This is a genomic window from Ferrimicrobium sp., from assembly GCF_027364955.1.
GTDB lineage: Bacteria > Actinomycetota > Acidimicrobiia > Acidimicrobiales > Acidimicrobiaceae > Ferrimicrobium.
The window spans coordinates 82,184-98,873 of the sequence record NZ_DAHXOI010000009.1 but is presented as its reverse complement, the minus strand read 5'-3'; the positions used below and the strand labels follow the sequence as shown (position 1 = coordinate 98,873).

The 16,690-nt window shown below is 58.7% G+C and carries 16 protein-coding genes; 4 read left to right on the top strand and 12 right to left on the bottom strand.

Annotated features, from left to right (window positions below):
- The first annotated feature begins 261 nt into the window (after positions 1-261).
- Both mftE and M7Q83_RS07995 read left to right on the top strand, forming a co-directional pair.
- Entirely contained in the window at positions 262-975 is a 714-nt protein-coding gene (gene mftE, locus M7Q83_RS08000) for a mycofactocin biosynthesis peptidyl-dipeptidase MftE (RefSeq protein ID WP_298337141.1), read from the top strand.
- Positions 972-1,754: an SDR family oxidoreductase gene (locus M7Q83_RS07995; RefSeq protein WP_298337139.1), complete on the top strand. Its 783-nt coding sequence runs from the start codon at positions 972-974 to the stop codon at positions 1,752-1,754. Before mftE ends, M7Q83_RS07995 begins: the two co-directional genes overlap by 4 nt.
- A gap of 115 nt (positions 1,755-1,869) precedes the next feature.
- On the opposite strand, the gene M7Q83_RS07990 is transcribed toward M7Q83_RS07995, so the two are convergent.
- From M7Q83_RS07990 to M7Q83_RS07940, 11 genes are all read right to left on the bottom strand, one after another.
- The gene (locus M7Q83_RS07990; RefSeq protein WP_298337137.1) at positions 1,870-3,129 is read right to left on the bottom strand and encodes an aspartate aminotransferase family protein; all 1,260 of its coding nucleotides are present in this window, start codon (positions 3,127-3,129) and stop codon (positions 1,870-1,872) included.
- Positions 3,130-3,165: 36 nt separating this feature from the next.
- Positions 3,166-4,851, bottom strand: a complete 1,686-nt coding sequence (locus M7Q83_RS07985; RefSeq protein ID WP_298337135.1) for a sensor domain-containing diguanylate cyclase — start codon at positions 4,849-4,851, stop codon at positions 3,166-3,168.
- A gap of 88 nt (positions 4,852-4,939) precedes the next feature.
- Positions 4,940-6,079 carry a mycofactocin radical SAM maturase gene (gene mftC / locus M7Q83_RS07980; protein ID WP_298337158.1) on the bottom strand — a complete coding sequence of 380 codons (1,140 nt, stop codon included), beginning with the start codon at positions 6,077-6,079 and terminating at the stop codon, positions 4,940-4,942.
- Positions 6,080-6,099: 20 nt separating this feature from the next.
- Positions 6,100-6,450, bottom strand: a complete 351-nt coding sequence (gene mftB / locus M7Q83_RS07975) for a mycofactocin biosynthesis chaperone MftB (protein WP_298337133.1) — start codon at positions 6,448-6,450, stop codon at positions 6,100-6,102.
- A complete protein-coding gene (locus M7Q83_RS07970) occupies positions 6,437-6,643 on the bottom strand; it encodes a hypothetical protein (protein ID WP_298337131.1) in 207 nt (68 codons plus the stop codon). The genes mftB and M7Q83_RS07970 overlap by 14 nt, the downstream gene beginning before the upstream one ends.
- An 80-nt stretch (positions 6,644-6,723) precedes the next feature.
- On the bottom strand, positions 6,724-8,286 hold the full coding sequence (locus M7Q83_RS07965) for a 3,4-dehydroadipyl-CoA semialdehyde dehydrogenase (protein WP_298337129.1): 1,563 nt from the start codon (positions 8,284-8,286) through the stop codon (positions 6,724-6,726).
- A 73-nt stretch (positions 8,287-8,359) separates the two neighbouring features.
- A complete protein-coding gene (locus tag M7Q83_RS07960) occupies positions 8,360-9,502 on the bottom strand; it encodes an amidase (protein WP_298337127.1) in 1,143 nt (380 codons plus the stop codon).
- A complete protein-coding gene (locus tag M7Q83_RS07955) occupies positions 9,499-10,602 on the bottom strand; it encodes an alpha/beta hydrolase (protein ID WP_298337125.1) in 1,104 nt (367 codons plus the stop codon). Before M7Q83_RS07955 ends, M7Q83_RS07960 begins: the two co-directional genes overlap by 4 nt.
- Positions 10,589-11,077: a ribose 5-phosphate isomerase B gene (gene rpiB, locus M7Q83_RS07950; protein ID WP_298337123.1), complete on the bottom strand. Its 489-nt coding sequence runs from the start codon at positions 11,075-11,077 to the stop codon at positions 10,589-10,591. Before rpiB ends, M7Q83_RS07955 begins: the two co-directional genes overlap by 14 nt.
- Entirely contained in the window at positions 11,074-11,499 is a 426-nt protein-coding gene (locus M7Q83_RS07945) for a proteasome activator (protein ID WP_298337121.1), read from the bottom strand. Before M7Q83_RS07945 ends, rpiB begins: the two co-directional genes overlap by 4 nt.
- Positions 11,500-11,580: 81 nt before the next feature.
- A complete protein-coding gene (locus tag M7Q83_RS07940) occupies positions 11,581-12,723 on the bottom strand; it encodes an alkaline phosphatase family protein (RefSeq protein ID WP_298337119.1) in 1,143 nt (380 codons plus the stop codon).
- Between the two features lie 87 nt (positions 12,724-12,810).
- On the opposite strand from M7Q83_RS07940, the gene M7Q83_RS07935 reads away from it, so the two are divergent.
- Positions 12,811-13,263 (top strand): Rrf2 family transcriptional regulator, encoded by a 453-nt coding sequence (locus M7Q83_RS07935; RefSeq protein ID WP_298337117.1) that lies wholly within the window; start codon positions 12,811-12,813, stop codon positions 13,261-13,263.
- Positions 13,260-15,812 carry a GNAT family N-acetyltransferase gene (locus M7Q83_RS07930; RefSeq protein WP_298337115.1) on the top strand — a complete coding sequence of 851 codons (2,553 nt, stop codon included), beginning with the start codon at positions 13,260-13,262 and terminating at the stop codon, positions 15,810-15,812. Before M7Q83_RS07935 ends, M7Q83_RS07930 begins: the two co-directional genes overlap by 4 nt.
- Positions 15,813-16,015: 203 nt before the next feature.
- Here M7Q83_RS07930 and M7Q83_RS07925 read toward each other — a convergent pair whose 3' ends face one another.
- Entirely contained in the window at positions 16,016-16,483 is a 468-nt protein-coding gene (locus M7Q83_RS07925; protein ID WP_298337113.1) for a glutathione peroxidase, read from the bottom strand.
- Positions 16,484-16,690 lie beyond the last annotated feature (207 nt).

The window sequence follows — 16,690 nt, the reverse complement described above, 5'->3', positions numbered from 1 at the left end:
TACCGTCCTTCGCGGGAGTACCTTCAAGCACCACGACCGATAACCTGCGCATCAGCCGAGAAGTCCGTCTGCAACGCCCCAGCGGGCGCGTCCATAACCGGATCCGAGACCGTGCCGATAGCTCCACCAAATTAGCGACGCGAACGCTCAACGCCGCAGCAAACTGCTGGGTAGCGTACTCCACGTCGCCTGTGATCGTAGGTATCCATAGCCGAGAGCTCTCGCACCTCGTCTACTCTCGTTAGCAAGGGGGTGTTGCCGATGACGACCACAATTGCCGATCTCACACGACCCGAGTTTGAGGAACGTATTCGTAATCGCGTTCTCGTCATCCCGATTGGCTCCATCGAACAGCACGGCCCCCATCTTCCCATCGGAACTGACTCTCACATCACCACAGCACTCATCGAGGAGCTTTGTCGTCTTCGGGGAGACCGACTCCTCCTTGCACCGCCACTACCGCTCTCAGCATCGGACGAACACTCGTCCTTTCAAGGAACCTTCTCGATGGGCACCAATCTCCTCGCTTCCTTGCTGAAGGTGCTCACGACCAATGACCCCGTCCAATCCCGAACACTACTCGTAAGTGCCCACGGGGGCAACTTACCGGCATTTTTGACAGCGAGCCAACCCTTCTGGATACCAAGAACCCACGTACTCGTCGAGGCGGCCGCCCAGTGGGAACTGCCCGCCGACGCCAGGGGAATCTGGGAGCCAGACGCCCACGCTGGTCGCACGGAGACCTCCGTCATGCTCGCACTGCGTCCAGATCTCGTCCATCTCAACCAAGCAGTATCCGGGTACAATGGCTCCCTCTCGTCGGTAGGGACAATCTTGGCGAGTGACGGTATCCGCGGGGTGAGTTCGAGCGGCGTCCTTGGTGATCCAGCTGGCGCGAACCGCGAAGAAGGTCTGGCGATCCTCGCCGCCTTGGCAGCTGATCTCGTCCGAACCTTCGATCAGGTCAGCCAGTGATCGGAGCTCCTAGCGATCGAGATCGTCCGCTCGCCATCGTCACCGGCGGCGCTCGTGGAATCGGACTGGCGACGGTGCAGGCGCTGGCCTCGTTGGGTTTCTATGTCGTGGCGGTTGACGCTCCGAGGACATCGAGCATGCCTTACCCCCTCTCCTCTTTGCACGATCTTGAGGGCATCAAAGGAGAGCACATCCAACCAGAACCCTGCGATGTACGCGACTCAGCCCAGCTATCAGCCCTTGTTGAGCGCTTGGTAAGCACCTTTGGTCCAGTCCAAGTCGTGGTGGCATGTGCTGGTGTCCTTGCCGGATCCGCTTCATCGCTCGAGTTGGATCCAGAACAGGCCCACGAGATCTTTGCCGTCGACTATTGGGGAGTCGTCCACCTCGCCATGGCCACGATGCCCTCGTTGAGGACCACCCAGGGCGTTTTCATCGCGATCACCTCAGCCGCAGGACTACGCGGACTTCCCCAACTCGGGCACTACTGTGGAGCCAAGCACGCCGTCCACGGATTCCTCGCCGCCCTCGCTCGCGAGGAGCTACCAAACGGTGTGCACATCAATATGGTCGCCCCCGGTTCGACGGATACCGCTCTTCTTCAGGCCACCGCCGCGGTCTACAATCTTGCATCGCCAACTGCATTCCTGGCCCAGCAACTCGAACCCACACTCAACACACCCGACGACATCGCCAGTGTCGTGGCCTTCCTCGCCACGCACCCCACCAGCGGTATTAACGCCGCCACTATCGCGGTCGACCGAGGCTTTCTGGGTTGACGACTCCCGACCCAGAACGAGAGAATCACCGAGCATGACAAGCCCGAAACCAGCTCCTCGCGCGATATCAGCTCCTCGCGCGATATCAGCGCAGAATCAACCCGGTACCATCGGCTCAGCTGGACAGCGAGGACTCCCACTCCGCAAGGGAGGTCATGACGATCTGACCCAGTTCCTCCAATTGTCCCGGCTCAATGATCAGCGGCGGTGAGAAGGCGAGGCCCTGACCCAACACCCGAGTGATGAGTCCATTCCGACGGACGATGCCTGCCAATCGATCAACCGCCGAGGAATCTTGGGAGCGTACCTGAGGCGCGACCTCCACGGCCGCCAACAGACCCACGCCACCGCGCACCTCGGAGATGGCCGAGAATTGCAGCGCAGGCTGCAGGCTCTCTAGCAGCGTACCCTCAAGCAGGGCACCGCGCTCCAGAATCGCCTCCTCTTCAAGTATCCGACAATTCCTCATACCAGCCGCCGTGCACGTCGGATGCCCACCATAGGTGGGACCATGTCGAAATACGGGAGAGTCCTGGCGAGCAAAAGGTGCGGCGACATGCTCGGCAACAACGACACCACCAAGCGGCAGATATCCACTCGTTACCCCTTTGGCGAAGGTGATGAGGTCAGGGGAGATGTCAAAACGCTCGACTCCAAACCAACTCCCCAATCTTCCGAATCCACAGATGACAGAGTCCGCGATCAAGAGCACCCCGTGTCGATCACAAATCTCCCTCAACGAGGTGAAATAACCGACTGGAGGAGGATACACTCCGCCCGCACCGATGACCGGCTCGGCGATCACCGCCGCAACATGCTCCTCGCCGAGGCGAACGATCTCTGCCTCAACCGCCTCTACCTCATCGTAAGGAACCCGATAGGTGTCCGGTACTAGATCGCCAAACCCCTGGCGGTTGGCTTCGATACCTCCAACCGACGTGCCAAAACCCCACGTCCCGTGGTAACCATTCATCCGTGAAATAATGGCCGTTCTCTCCGGATGGCCCAGTTCAAACTGATAGCGGCGTGCCAACTTAATTGCCGTCTCGACGGCATCACCCCCACCTTGCACAAAGAAAATCTGAGCATCCTTCATCGGCGCCCGCTCAGAGAGAAAAGTGGCGAGCTCTTCCGCTGGTCGATTCGAAAAGTTGCCAAAGGTCGAGTAGCCGGCGAGTTTCTTTGCCTGTGCGTAGATGGCATCAGCTATCTCAGTCCGGCCGTGGCCAATGTTAGCGTACCAAAGTGCTGCCGTACCATCAAGGTAGCGTCTTCCCGCTTCGTCATAGACGTAGACCCCTTCGCCATGATCAAAGATGACCGGATCGTGACTCGCTTGATAAAGCTGTCCAAAGGGATGCCAGTAGTTGCTCATAGGTTCTCCTCGCGTCGCTAGCGTGTGGCCAGATGCTTAGGAGTCTAGAACTCCTCCAAGCTGGACCCGGTTTCGCCCACGCGCTTTTGCGTCGTAGAGACCGGAGTCCGCCATACGTAGCAGCTCCTCGATGAGCCCCCTCGGGGAGAATCGACGCACCGCAGGGGAGGCTACCGCCACGCCAATCGAGGCGGTGATCGCACCCTCCATAGTAGGAACCGAGACCGACGCAAGCACCATCCGAAGCGACTCAGCCAGGCTCAGCGCCTGAACCTGGTCAACGCCAGTCAAAAAGACGACAAACTCCTCACCGCCAAATCGTGCGACGACATCTTGCGTGCGTAGGCGATTCTGAATATTGAGTGCTGCCTCTTTGATAACGAGATCACCAACCGAATGTCCGAAATGATCGTTGACCACTTTGAAGTGGTCAAGGTCGATGAACATGGCTGCCATCTCGAAACCGCTACCGCGTGCATTGACAACGAGTCGCTCAGCAAGCGACCAAAAGCTCCTGCGGTTCATCAATCCGGTGAGTGGATCGGTCTCTGCAAGCTCTCGCAAGAGATCGTACTGCATCATCTGCGACACCGCAATACCCGCCTGGTCCGCAAAGAACTCCAGCGCCTGAATCTGCTCAAGGTCTGGGAACCGTCCATCGCCTGGCTCATCAGCCGAGATCACTCCCAGGAGTTGTCCCGATTCGATGATGGGAATCGTCAGCGAGTCTCTAGGATCCCAAAGGCCGTCTCCCTCCTCCACATGCGGCCGATCAGGGATGGAGAGTTGGCGACCTAGTTGGTCGGGCAGTGGATACTTGCGGTGGTCGAAGAGGTAGGAACGTGACAACCGCATTTGGGGTTGCATTATCTCGGCAAAGCGACTGAGTTCGATCGGACCGCTCTCATGGAGTCGGGCTCGCTCGTCCTGCTCGATCCCAGAGGTCACCCGCAATTCAAGGTTGTCGTCACTGCGCAGGTAGATGGCCGAACGGCGAAAACCACCAGCCGAAGTGACCGCATCCGCTGTCGTCTGCAGAATCTCCTCCAGCTGCCCGGCACGTTGCACGTCATTGCTCGCGCGGAAGAGCTCACTCAACCGCTCCCGTTGCGCAGTCAGAATGCGCAGCTGTGCATCAGCGTAGCTGCGGTTCTCGTGCAGCTGAATGGCGAGCGAAGCAAAGTGCGCTAACGTCGCGATCAGAATAGAACGCTCGAGCGTGGGCACTCTCCCATCGAGTGGGTCATCAGGAAAGACCACACCGAAGATCTCAGCAGGCGGCCGATAGAGTGGAGCAATCAACAGCGAACGTGACTGCCACTGGCCGCCGGGCACCGATGGCACCGTTGCGACCACCGAGCCACGCTCCACTAACGTGTCAAGTAGCGGCTCCGAACCTTCCACCCAGTAGATGTCGCCGATCCGGCGTGCCACCCCAAGAAGCTCCTCTAGCTCTCCCAAAGGCATCGAGTAGTCGTGAAAATCCTCCATCTTCAGGTCGCCACGGATACTCGTCATCGCCTTGATGCGAAAACGTCCGTCACCTTCGAGAATCGCGACAGAAGTGGACCCAAATCCCAGCACCTCGCAGCTGGTCTGCGTAATTTTGCGTAGGAGTTCATTGCGGTCGGTGGTCACGCTCAGATCCCGGGCAACACTGAGGACCTTTTGTAATCGTCCCTCGATATCAGAGAGCTCATCTGTCGCTACATCCATTTTCATCAGTTCCCTCGGTGTACAATCGGGTGAAACAATACTTCGCTTGAATCAGACCACAAGCTTTCCTACGCCGAGGGTCCGACACCATCGCTCAAAGCTCTTCACTTCGACCCATGAGCGGCTTGATATTGGCCCAATGCCGATGAGCCGACTCGGCGTCATCGCGAAGCTCAGCATCACCTCGCTTGGTGCGGCGAGTGTGATCGAGGAGGCGTCGTGGCGTAGGAAGCATCACTGGATTCGCGACAGAGCGGACACAGGATGGGTCGGCCCCTGCCAACGACCTCCCGGTGAAGAACTTTGCCGCCAAACACCCACCGTGACAACGTGCATACGCAGCGCAGCTTCGACATCCCACCGCTGGCGCCTCAGCACGGAGGTCTCGAAAGAGTTGAGCATCGCGCCATATGGTCCTAAATCGATCATGACGCAACGAACCAGCACGGAAATCAGGGTGAATTGTGAAAGGACAAGCGTAGACATCACCCACTGGATCGATCAAACAGACTACCCTACCAGCACCGCAGAAATTGAGGCCGGGCAGAGAGGTTCCCAAAGGGTTCAGATGGAAAAAGGAGTCCGCAGTCTGGATCTCAGGGTGTTGCAGAAGGTAGTCGTAGAGGATGCGCTGCTCAGCATCATCGAGCGCCAACTCCTCATAGCAATCCTGAGCTCTTCCCGATGGTCGAAGACGCGTCAGTCGAAGCTGCGCGCCAAAGCGTTTCCCAAGCGCTTGGAGTGCATCGAGTTGAACGATCGAGCCCTTGGTGACCACAACCGAAAGTTTGGTACCCCGCACGCCAGCTTGTGCAAGATTCTCAAGCGCCCATACCGCACGGTCAAAGCTACCGACCCCTCGGATCGCGTCATTGACCAAAGCCGTCGCGCCATCAACCGAGACCTGAACGTTGCAGTAGCGTAACTTCGCAATCCTGCGAGCAGCCTCCTGATTCAAACGAGTACCATTGGTCGAAAACTTCACACCAAGGCCAAGGGAATCCGCATACTCGATGATCGCAAAAAAACTCGGATGCAACATCGGTTCTCCACCGCCGATGTTGAGGTAGAAGACACCCATTGCGGCCAGATCATCTAATACGTCTCGACAGGCTTCAAAGTCCAGCTCGTCAGGGTCGGGTCTCCCTGATGACGAAAGACAATGTCGACACGAGAGGTTACATGCCCACGTCAACTCCCAAGTGAGACAGAGGGGAGATGACAAGCCCCCCATCAAGGATTCGCGGACACTGCTCATGGCACCTCTGCATCCATCAAGTACCAGGGCTCACCGTCCCACTCCAAGAGCTCCACCACTCCGGCTATCCGGAGTTGGAGAAGTATCTCCTCGATCTGGCCTTCGGTCAAGTCAAGTGGTGCGAGTTCTACGATGGCCGCCGCGCGGCCTACAAGCAGCTCAGGCAGGTGCGCCACCAATGCCGATTGCAAGAGGATGAGTCGCTGCTCACAGCGGTGGTAGGCGATCGCGCCGAATTGCTCCGAGCGCACCTGTACAGACGGCGACCATCGCCACCGCAACTCGCCTAATGCATCGGACCGCGCAGATGGCGTCCCCTCCCCTGCATCGGGGTCAGTAGACGCCACAGATCCCATCAATATCGATGATCTCTACGACGATGAGCGGCTCGTCCGCACCTTCATCGACTCGCGGCTCCAACCGCCTACGGGTCAGCTTCGGCTCCGACGCCGCCTCAGACCCTGCCCTGGATTCTGCCCCAGATTCTGCCCCAGATTCTGCCTTAGTCCCGGGCGATCCGACGTTCCTCTCCTCGACCATACCTCACTCCCCTCATCGTGGTCTCGCTATTCCAACACGTTCGCGCGAATGGATCCATTCGCCGGAACAACCTCAGCCGTTCAGCCCAGCTCGGCCGACCCCCTACGCAGCGACTCAAGAACGGGGACGGTCGCCTGTATCGCGCTGCGCTGACAGTAAAACTGTAGTGCTCGCAGCCCGCCAAGCTCCTCTCCTCCACCGGCCCTACCAGGACCGCCATGAATCCCTTGCGGCATCACCACACCATGCCCCGGATTGAGGGCTGCGGTCGCGCTGTTGAGCTGTGCAAGACGCCCGTGGAGTGATCCAAGAGCCACAGCCGTCGCAGCAAAGGCAGCATCGTCATCAGTCACAATCGTCGCCACGAGCGAACCTCGCCCCCTTCTCACCAACTCGATGCCTTCGCTCATGCTTCGATATCCCATCAAGGCCACGCACGGGCCAAAAACCTCAAGTTCGTGCACGAGCCTCGCTGAAGAAGGGTCGCTAATCTGGATGAGTGAGGGTGCAACCACCGCTGCGACGTGCGGGTCGACATCGATGAACTCCACCGAACTTGCCCCCGCGAGGAGGCTTTTGCCCTCTTGCGCCAGTAGCGCTGCACCTGCAATCACCGATTCCTGCTGTGCCCGCGACACCAGGGGACCCATCTCAACCTCGGGATTCCTCGCGTCCCCGACCTTCAATGAACTCATTCGTGCTACGAGTCGTTCGCTCACCGATCCCAATAACTCATCGGGTACGATCACCCTACGGATCGCGGTGCATTTTTGGCCAGCTTTGATGGTCATCTCTGTGACCACCGCATCCACCAAGCTCTCCATCGATGCTGCGCTCAGATCTCCCAGTGCAAAGATCGCATTCAACGAGTCCGCTTCCGCGTTGAACCGAGCTCCATGCGTGATGAGATTCCGATTCGACCGCAGCATGATCGCGGTATCTGCAGACCCAGTAAAGGCGAGGGTGTCCTCTTCCTCGACCATATCTACAAGATCACGACCACCAGCGCTCAACAACGATAGAACCCCGTCGGGGATCAAGTTCGCTGCATGCAGGTCGCGCACCATAAGATAGGCGACCAGTGCCGTTTGGGTCGCAGGCTTGGCCAGTGAGGGCATACCGGCCAACGTCGCGGTTGCTACCTTCTCAAACATGCCCCATGCGGGGAAGTTAAAGGCATTGATGCCAATGGCAATACCCTGGCGAGGAGTGAGCAGATGCGCCACCCGGTACTCCTCCGAACGCGTCATCTGTGCGAAGCCTGGCTCGATCAAGGTATGCCGATCGCCAAGCTCTTCACCAAGACCCGCATAGTAGCGAAGAACGGCAATAGCACCGTCGATATCAAAGACGGCATCGCGCTTGTTCGCCCCCATGTTCGCAAGAACCGCGTCATAGTAGGCTGGTCGCCCCTCACGAAGTTTCTCGGCAAAACGCGCGAGAAGCGCTCCCCGCTCACGAAACGTCATTGCCCGAAGCTCAGCCCCGCCGGTGCGGCGCGCCCAGGCAAGGGGACCTGCAACGTCTACCCCATCAGCTGAGCTCGACGCAACAGGAGCACCCGTCGCGGGATCTCGCAACACCGTCCCCTCACCGCTACCATCAACCCACTGCCCACCTAACAGATGTTTAACCCGCATCATTGCCCTAACCTCCTTGATCAACCCATGCCGCAACCGGTCTATGGAGCGTACCGAACCGTTGCATCAACCCAGTCTATTCAACACCGTGGAAACGTTCGTAAATACGCCGTGCAACCCCAAAGAGCTGCGACTCTCGATGGTCGACTGCGACCAACTGCAGAGCGAACGGAACTGTACCGGCACTTCCGCGCCCCTGTAACCCATCTACACCAATGCGAATCGGCAGGGTCAGAGCGGGAAAACCCAAATAGTTAAAGGGCAGCGTCAACTGGTTGACACCAGAAACATCAAGTGGCCACCGAGCAGGAACAGGCCGTGCCAAGGTTGGGAGTGCCACGACACCCTCACCCATGCCAAGCCCTCGAAACCAACGCTCACGTACCTTCTCTCGCCGTTGACCTGCGTGGCGATAATCGGACTCACTCACTTGGGCCGCACCGCGAAGACGTGCTAGCCCTCGCGGATCGAGCCGGTGGGCTTGGGATAGATAGGGGCTCAATTGCCGATAGGCCTCCCATAGGAGTACCGTATTGCCATCCTCCCAGAGATGATCGAGCTCGAGCACCGGTGTTGTACGGACGGGTAGATCGATGGCTGCAAGCACATCGGAGACGACCGCGTCAAAGGACGGCACCCCACACTGCACCTGTGCAATCCATGTCGGCGTTGGACCTTCCAACACACCACCAATACCGACAAAACCCCGTTCAAGATCGGCGATCGTGCGGGCCAACACACCGACGGTATCCAAGCTCGGGGCTAAGGCGGCGCACCCGGTCTCATCGATCAGACCATAGGTTGGTTTGAGACCTAGGATCCCGCAGCACGCCGCCGGGATGCGTATGGATCCCCCGGTGTCGGTACCAACTCCAACCTCCGCCTCGCCAAGGGCGACAGCAACGGCAGAGCCGCTGGAGGAGCCGCCAGGGATCAGATCCGGGGAACAGGGGTTGCTCGGGGTACCGAACCACGGATTGACCCCATGGACGCCAAAGGCAAACTCCACAAGGTTCGCCTTACCGCGAATGAAGACCCCCGTCGCACGCAGTCGAGCCACCGCCGCTGCGTCCCGCATGGCTGGCAACGCCCTGGAAGCGACCAGCCTGGAACCACAGGTGGTCGGCAACCCCTCAACGTCGAGCACGTCCTTCACAACGGCGTTCACCTTCCCTGGCTGATACGGCTCCACTTCACCGATCATCCACGGACTGTTCACGAAAGATCAGCCTCCTCGCTACTGACATGAGCGATAGTACCGATGGTCGTCAAATGCGTAATCGAGGGGGATATGCCGCGGACGTAGGTGGCTAGAAACGCGAGCGAAGTTTTGAGCACTGCCTGTTCATAGGCGTTTGTCTGCGTGTACGCCTCGAGATGGTCTGCGCCGAGAAGTTGTAAATAGACCTTAGGAGCAGGAGCTTGGTCGTAGATCTGGGTCGAGAGAGCTGGAGCATTGACCGTATCCGCCGTGCCTTGCGCCACCATGAGTGGCATCGCAGGTGACGGGAAATATTCTCCGCCGTAGGGAGTGAATTCAGCCCCCGAGAGTATGATTGCCGCCTTCACCGCGGAATCACGGCAGCAGGTGTTATCAGTGAAGGCCAGCGTCGTGTCCCCCCCATCGCTCTGACCAGCGGCGGCGATCTCATTCATATTGACAAGCGCCGTCAACGGCGTCGATGGGTTCTGATTCAACAACGCGACCTCGGCAATCGCGGCTCGCATGTCACCTGGCTGATTGAGCATGTCCGACTCAAAGGCATCTGATAGCTCCGCATCCGACAGATTTACCCCATAATGTGCGATCGCCCACGCCGAGGAGAGCGGAAATCGAGGTGCCGCTACTACGTATCCGTGCCGTACCCATCCGCTGATCAATGGCAGGTAGTTTGATGGATCTACGTCGAATCCAGCCGCGAACACAATCAACGGGTACGGAGAGCCCGCACTGGCAGGATTCGCGTCCACCACAGGATTCACTTGCGTGGACTTTGTGGAGGGGTAATAGATGTGCAGAAGATAGCTTCTCGTCGAACAGGCTCCCGTCGACGGCACGCACAGAATCCGTCCATCTTCGACCACGGTCGTAGAGTACTCGCCGACACCACGGATAGGCGAGCTACTCGTCTGTGTCTCAACAGGTGGAATAGATGTCGTGCTGGATGAACTTCCCGGTGCGGTCGTCGCGGTGGGGACACTCAAACGAGCGGGAACGGTTGTCGATCGATTGGCGACAAACAACGCGGCAATCAATACGACAACTGCCCCAACGATGCCGACCAATAACGTAGAACGTGCAGGTTTACCTACTTGCATCTTGAACGAACGACACCCCTTCTTCTACCTGGTGGATCTGTGCGATCCGCCGTTCATGTCGTCCGCCGTCAAACACACCGGACACGAAGGCCGCAACGATGGCAAGCGCAAGCTCATCTCCTAGCAACCGAGCACCAAGGGCCAGTACGTTCGCATCGTTGTGCGCCCGGGCAAGCCTGGCAGAGAGTTCGTTCCAACACAGCGCTGCTCGCACGCCGACCACCTTGTTCGCAACGATCTGCTCGCCTTGGCCGGATCCTCCCAACACTACCCCGAGAGTGGCGACTCCACTCGCTACCGCTCGACCGACCGGTTCACAGTAGAGCGGATAGTCGACGCTCTCCTCCGAGTCGGTACCAAAGTCAATGACCACCGCACCCTCATCCTCGAGGTACTGGGCGACTTTACCCTTCAGCGGAAAACCAGCATGGTCACCGCCGATAGCGACAACGACACCATCGAGCGCTAGGTTCACAGATAGTTCCCTGGTGCTGGCGTTCCCTGCGGGAGCCCTCGATTACGGAGCTCTTGTAACTGGGATCGCGAATCCATCTGTTGTGCCATGAGCGTCGCTTGGATGCCGTGAAACAATCCCTCGAGCCATCCGACGAGCTGGGCCTGCGCGATGCGCAGCTCGGCCTCAGATGGTACCTCCCCCCCATGGAACGCTGGGGCGAAACCTCGGAGCTCCTCCGTGAGATCCTCCGACATCACGCCCCCGAGTTCTGCCACAGAGGTGTCGTAGATCTCTGCCAGTCGGCTACGAGAATTCACGTCGAGAGGAGCCGATTTGACCTCCTCCAGGAGTGCCCGTATCATCGAACCGATGCGCAGTACCTTTGCCGGTGACATAATGACCTCGGAGTTCGCCTCCGGCGCCGCACTATCACCTGGCATCAGTAACTTAGGTTCCTCATGTGCATCTGCCATATTCGTCCTCCGTTCAACGGGTCGCCGACCCGAACACCCACCAAAAGCCTACCTGATAAACGTCAGTATCGGAATGATCACCTCATCGGCCGTTAAGCCTCCGTGTCGACATACCAACTGGAGTGCACCGACATCGTCTGGATCATAAAAACTCACCGGGGTCGTCGGCACGATGGCGACGTCCCCCACCCGTGCCATCACCCCTTTTGAAGGCGTACCTCCAAAGATACCAAGCCCCACAACTTCGTCTCGCACCAACACACGAGCGATGTCGCCATAGCGTTCAGAGACCATCGCCGCTACCCGTTCGGTGGCGCCTTGCTGACAGTGGAGCCATCGGAAACGCCCCTCTCCCGAAAGAAGCTTCACGAGCTCCATGATGGTGGCATCGATGCGGATCGGAGCTGTAGGAACCTCGACCTGCCCGTGATCTGCCGTAATAACGAGTGCCGTTCTGGCCGGCAGTTGCTCAACGAGCATCCCGACGAGCATGTCTACCATCAACAACTCGCGTTCATAGGCATCACCAAGCCCAAACTCATGGGCCACGGTGTCGATGCCGTCATAGTACGCAAAAACGAGAGGCTCACCCTCCTCAAGTGCCCCAAGGATCTTGGCGACAATACTCGACATCGCATGCCAATAGCGGAGCCTTCCGCCACGGAGATGGACCTGCGTGAAGCCAGTCTTAGCAAAAAGGTACTTCGTTACCACCGTCGGGGTCTCGCCACAAAACGGCGGCACCGGCTGAAAGTCCACGGGAATCGGCGGGGTGACCTCGCGTTCTGAGGAACTCCATCGCAACGTATTTAAGATGGCATGCGATCCCAACCGTACCCGGTACCCCAGCACCCCGTGCTCGGCCGGCGTTGCGCCAGTCGTCAAGGAGGTGAGTGCGGTAGCGGTGGTCGTCGGTCCCACCGAGTAGCCTCGACGCAGCACCCCACTCGCCAGAATCGGGAGCGACGCCAGTCGTGGCAGAAGCTGAAAATAACCCAATCCATCAAGGGCGAGAACGACCACCCGTTCTACGTTGTCTACTCCGGTTCCCAGAAACGCGTCAGCTGCTCCTGTTCGGCCGCGAACGATGTCCACCACCGTCGGCATGAGCGTCGCCAGGCCAGGGGCCGTATACTCTGGTAAGACAAAGGAGTCGTCCGGGGTGATCTCATCCAATTGTATGATGCCCATCGATCCTCTTTCCTCCTCCAGGCTAGCCCACCTTAGCACGTGCTGGGCCAAGCCAGAGACTCACCGTATCGGCTACGATGGTCATCAGTGAAGGTTTCAACTCGTGGAGACTACGCATCAAGGGCGCTCTTGTCGCTAGCCCTACGCCGGGTTCCTGAGAAACCCACCTCGGTTGCGGAACTCTCGCGCCGTACCGGTCTACCCCAGCCCTACTTGGAGCAGATCCTCTTGACTCTGAAGGGTGCAGGACTCGTCACCTCACGGAGAGGGGCCAGCGGAGGCTATGTCCTCTCCAGGGACCCCACACAGATCACCCTGGCACAGATCATCTCCGCGGTCGACGGCCCTCTGACCCTGGACAACTTCGGTGCCCCACATGAGAACGGGGCGTGCGAACACGAGGGGCAATGCGTGCTTCGCGACGTTTGGGCCGAGGTTGGGCATCACATGCGTGAACACTTACGCTCGTACACCCTTGCTGATATGGTTGCCCGGGCGCGTGGAATGGCCCCAGATGAACAGAAGGTCATCGGCGGATGACACCAGAAAGCCACTACCCGGCCAGCTGGGAATCGGACACGATCCTCTCGGACGGAAGGACGGTTCACCTGCGCCCAATCCGCCCTAGTGACGCCCAAGGGATCACCGAGCTCCATGCGCGACTCTCGCCTGCGACGGTCTATTACCGTTTCTTTACGCCGATGCCGCACTTGAGCGAGCCCATGCTCAACCGCTTTGTCAATGTCGATTATCAAGACCGCATGGCATTTGTCGCTGACTACCGCGGTCGCCTCATCGCGGTGGCTCGCTATGACCGAATCCCTGGCAACCCGGTAGCCGAAGTCGCGTTCCTCGTAGACGATGCCCACCAGGGCCGTGGGCTTGGCTCCATCATGCTCGAGCAGCTCGCTGCCTTTGCCAAGACAAATGGCATTACTCGCTTCGTCGCTGACACACTCGCCGACAACACGCGAATGCTCAAAGTGTTTCGCGACGCTGGCTACCAACTGATACGGCACACCGAAGAGGGTGTCGTCCAAGTTCGCTTCGATCTCACCCCCACACAACAGTCGCGCAATGCCATGGCGGCTCGAGAACATCGCGCGACGGCACGATCGATCGAGACGATACTACGACCGAACTCGGTCGCTATCGTCGGTGCAAGCAGAGTCGCTGGGAGCGTAGGCGACCTCATCTTCGCCAACCTTCTTGATGGCAATTTCTCTGGAACTATCTACCCAATCAATAGTGAAGCCACCGCCGTTCGTGGCGTTCGCTGTTACCCGAATCTCGCTTCCCTCCCCGAACCTGTCGACCTCGTCATCATTGCCGTCAATGTTGCTGAGGTTCTCAAAGTCGTCGAGGATGCGATCACCACCCAAGCCAAGGGGGTGGTGATCATCTCCGCAGGATTTTCCGATACCTCTCGGGATGGTGCAGAGGTCGAACGTCAATTGGTAGCACTTGCGCGACGCAACGGTATCCGTGTGGTCGGCCCCAACTCGATGGGAATCGCCACACCTCCATTCGGCCTCCAGGCCACTTTGGCACCCATCAGGATCCATCAGGGGGGTGCCGGTGTCCATGCGCAGTCCGGACCACTCTCCTTGGCGATCCTCGCGGAACTGCAACGAGCTGATATCGGAGTCTCAGGGTTTGTCAGTTCCGGCAATAAGGCGGATATCTCCGGTAACGACCTGCTCTCGTTCTGGGAGGACGACCCGTTAACGAGCATTGTACTCCTCTACATGGAGGGATTTGGTAACCCACGAAGCTTCGCCCGCATTGCGCGACGAGTATCCCTTGCAAAACCAGTACTTGCAGTCAAGTCCCGTCGCCGAAGAGAAGGGCAGATACCCTTAGCCTTTGGCGAATTAGATGATGACGCTGCTGTCGAGGCGCTCATGCGACAGACCGGCGTCATCCGTCTGGACACACTTGAACAACTCATACAGTTAACACGGGCCTTCTTGGACCAACCCATACCCAACGGCAACCGAGTCGCAATCCTTACGAACACCGGCGGCACCGGACCGCTCGTGGCCGATGCCCTTACGCCCGCCGGCTTGGAGCTCGCGACGTTTTCAAGCGCTGCTCCAACGGTCGGCACCAAGAACCCAATCGAACTCGCACCATCGTCGACGCCAGCAGACTGGGGGCAGGATTTGGCGGCGGTACTCGCTGATACCGGCGTCGACGCCGTCATCGTCTGCTATATTCCCACTGTCGTTGGCTCAAACGACGACCCTCGCACCTTAGCGCCGCCAACCGAACGTGGTCTCAGCGGTAACCCCAACCCAGCGGTCAACGCGGCGGCAAGTGTCGCTGATGCGATCGCCCGAGCCTCCGCAGAGAATGCGACCAAGCCAGTCCTGGCCAACTTCCTCGCACTGCCGGGCGTGCCAGCAGCGCTCTCGAGCCACGGCAACACCATCCCCTCATACTCGTTCCCTGAGAGCGCCGCCATTGCCCTCGGCAGAATGGCTGACTACTCTCGCTGGAAACTTCGACCGAGTGGAGAGCCAATCACCACGGAACCATTAGTCATTCCAGACGAATTGCTGTCTACCCTGGCCGCCGGGTCGGCCCTCCTCGACGGTGAACCTGCGCGCGTAGCGGCCGGGCAATTCGGCATACCCATCGAGCCGCCCACCGGTGCACGTCGTGAAGAGTTAGAGGGTCGTACCGCACTGTTACGCATCGAGCTGATCCACGATAACCGCTTTGGACCCTTTCTACGTGGTAGCCTTTCCGGAGTTGCTTTCGACCTCTTCGGAGCCGTCTCACTACGGGCACTGCCCCAAACAGAACAAGACATTGAAGAGTTCATCGATTCGATACCGGGTATCACCATCACCGACGGTTACGCAAAGCTTCCGAAGATGGATCGAAGTTCCCTCTTTGAGATCACGAAAACCCTCATCGCCATTGCGGACCAGTTCTACCCCGTCCACGCACTTTTGCTCGACCCGATCTCGCTCACCACCAAGGGCGTCTACGTGCGCGGTGCACGACTGTTGATACGAGATTCCCTGCTTGAACCACAAATGGTCACCCGAAGCCTACGTGCGCCCGGTGCACTTCACTAAGAGCCACCCATGGACGCGTAACCAAGACCCAACTGTGCCGCTCGCCGGCGGGTCTACCCACCGTCGATGGGGGCTGGATCGAGCGAGCCTAGCTCGACCCAGCGCTACCGATCCGAGCGTTGCCCAACGGTGCAGCATGATCATGGATGGCCAACCCACTCATTGCACCACTCGACCCTCCAGCCGGTCCCATGCAGAACGACCTAAACCGAAAGCATCTCCTCAATACCTGCGACGAGCAACGCATCCTCTGGCGTCACCATCGGCCGAAAGCGACGCACCGTCGCTCCATCGCGTGACACAAGGAACTTCTCGAAGTTCCATTGCACATCTCCAGCTACACCTTCGGCGTCCTCGACTGAGGTGAGGGTCTGATACAGCGGGTGCCGACCTTCCCCGTTGACCTCAAGCTTGGCAAACAACGGGAAATCGACACCGTACGTCGTCGAGCAAAACGTCGCAATCTCCTCGGCAGAGCCAGGTTCCTGTTCACCGAACTGATTGCAGGGGAATCCGAGAACGGTAAACCCTTGATCCGCATACTTGTTGTGCAGCGCCACCAGCCCCTCATACTGAGGTGTTAAACCGCAACGCGATGCGACATTGACCACCAGCAAAACATCACCTCGTCGCTCATTAAGCGACTCGCGCGAACCATCCAGACGTTCCATCTCTAACTCATACGGAAACAACATAACCTCCCTCGTTGGATACCTTTGACAACCCAGAAGAGGACGTACTTAATCCCAACGACCACCCGGCATGCGCTGGGCACCGCTTTTGGTTCCAAACCATATCCAACCAGCCGATGAGCCGACTCGTTACCTATGGGTGAGAGTGCAACACAGAGCATCCGACACCGTGGCCACTCATCGATG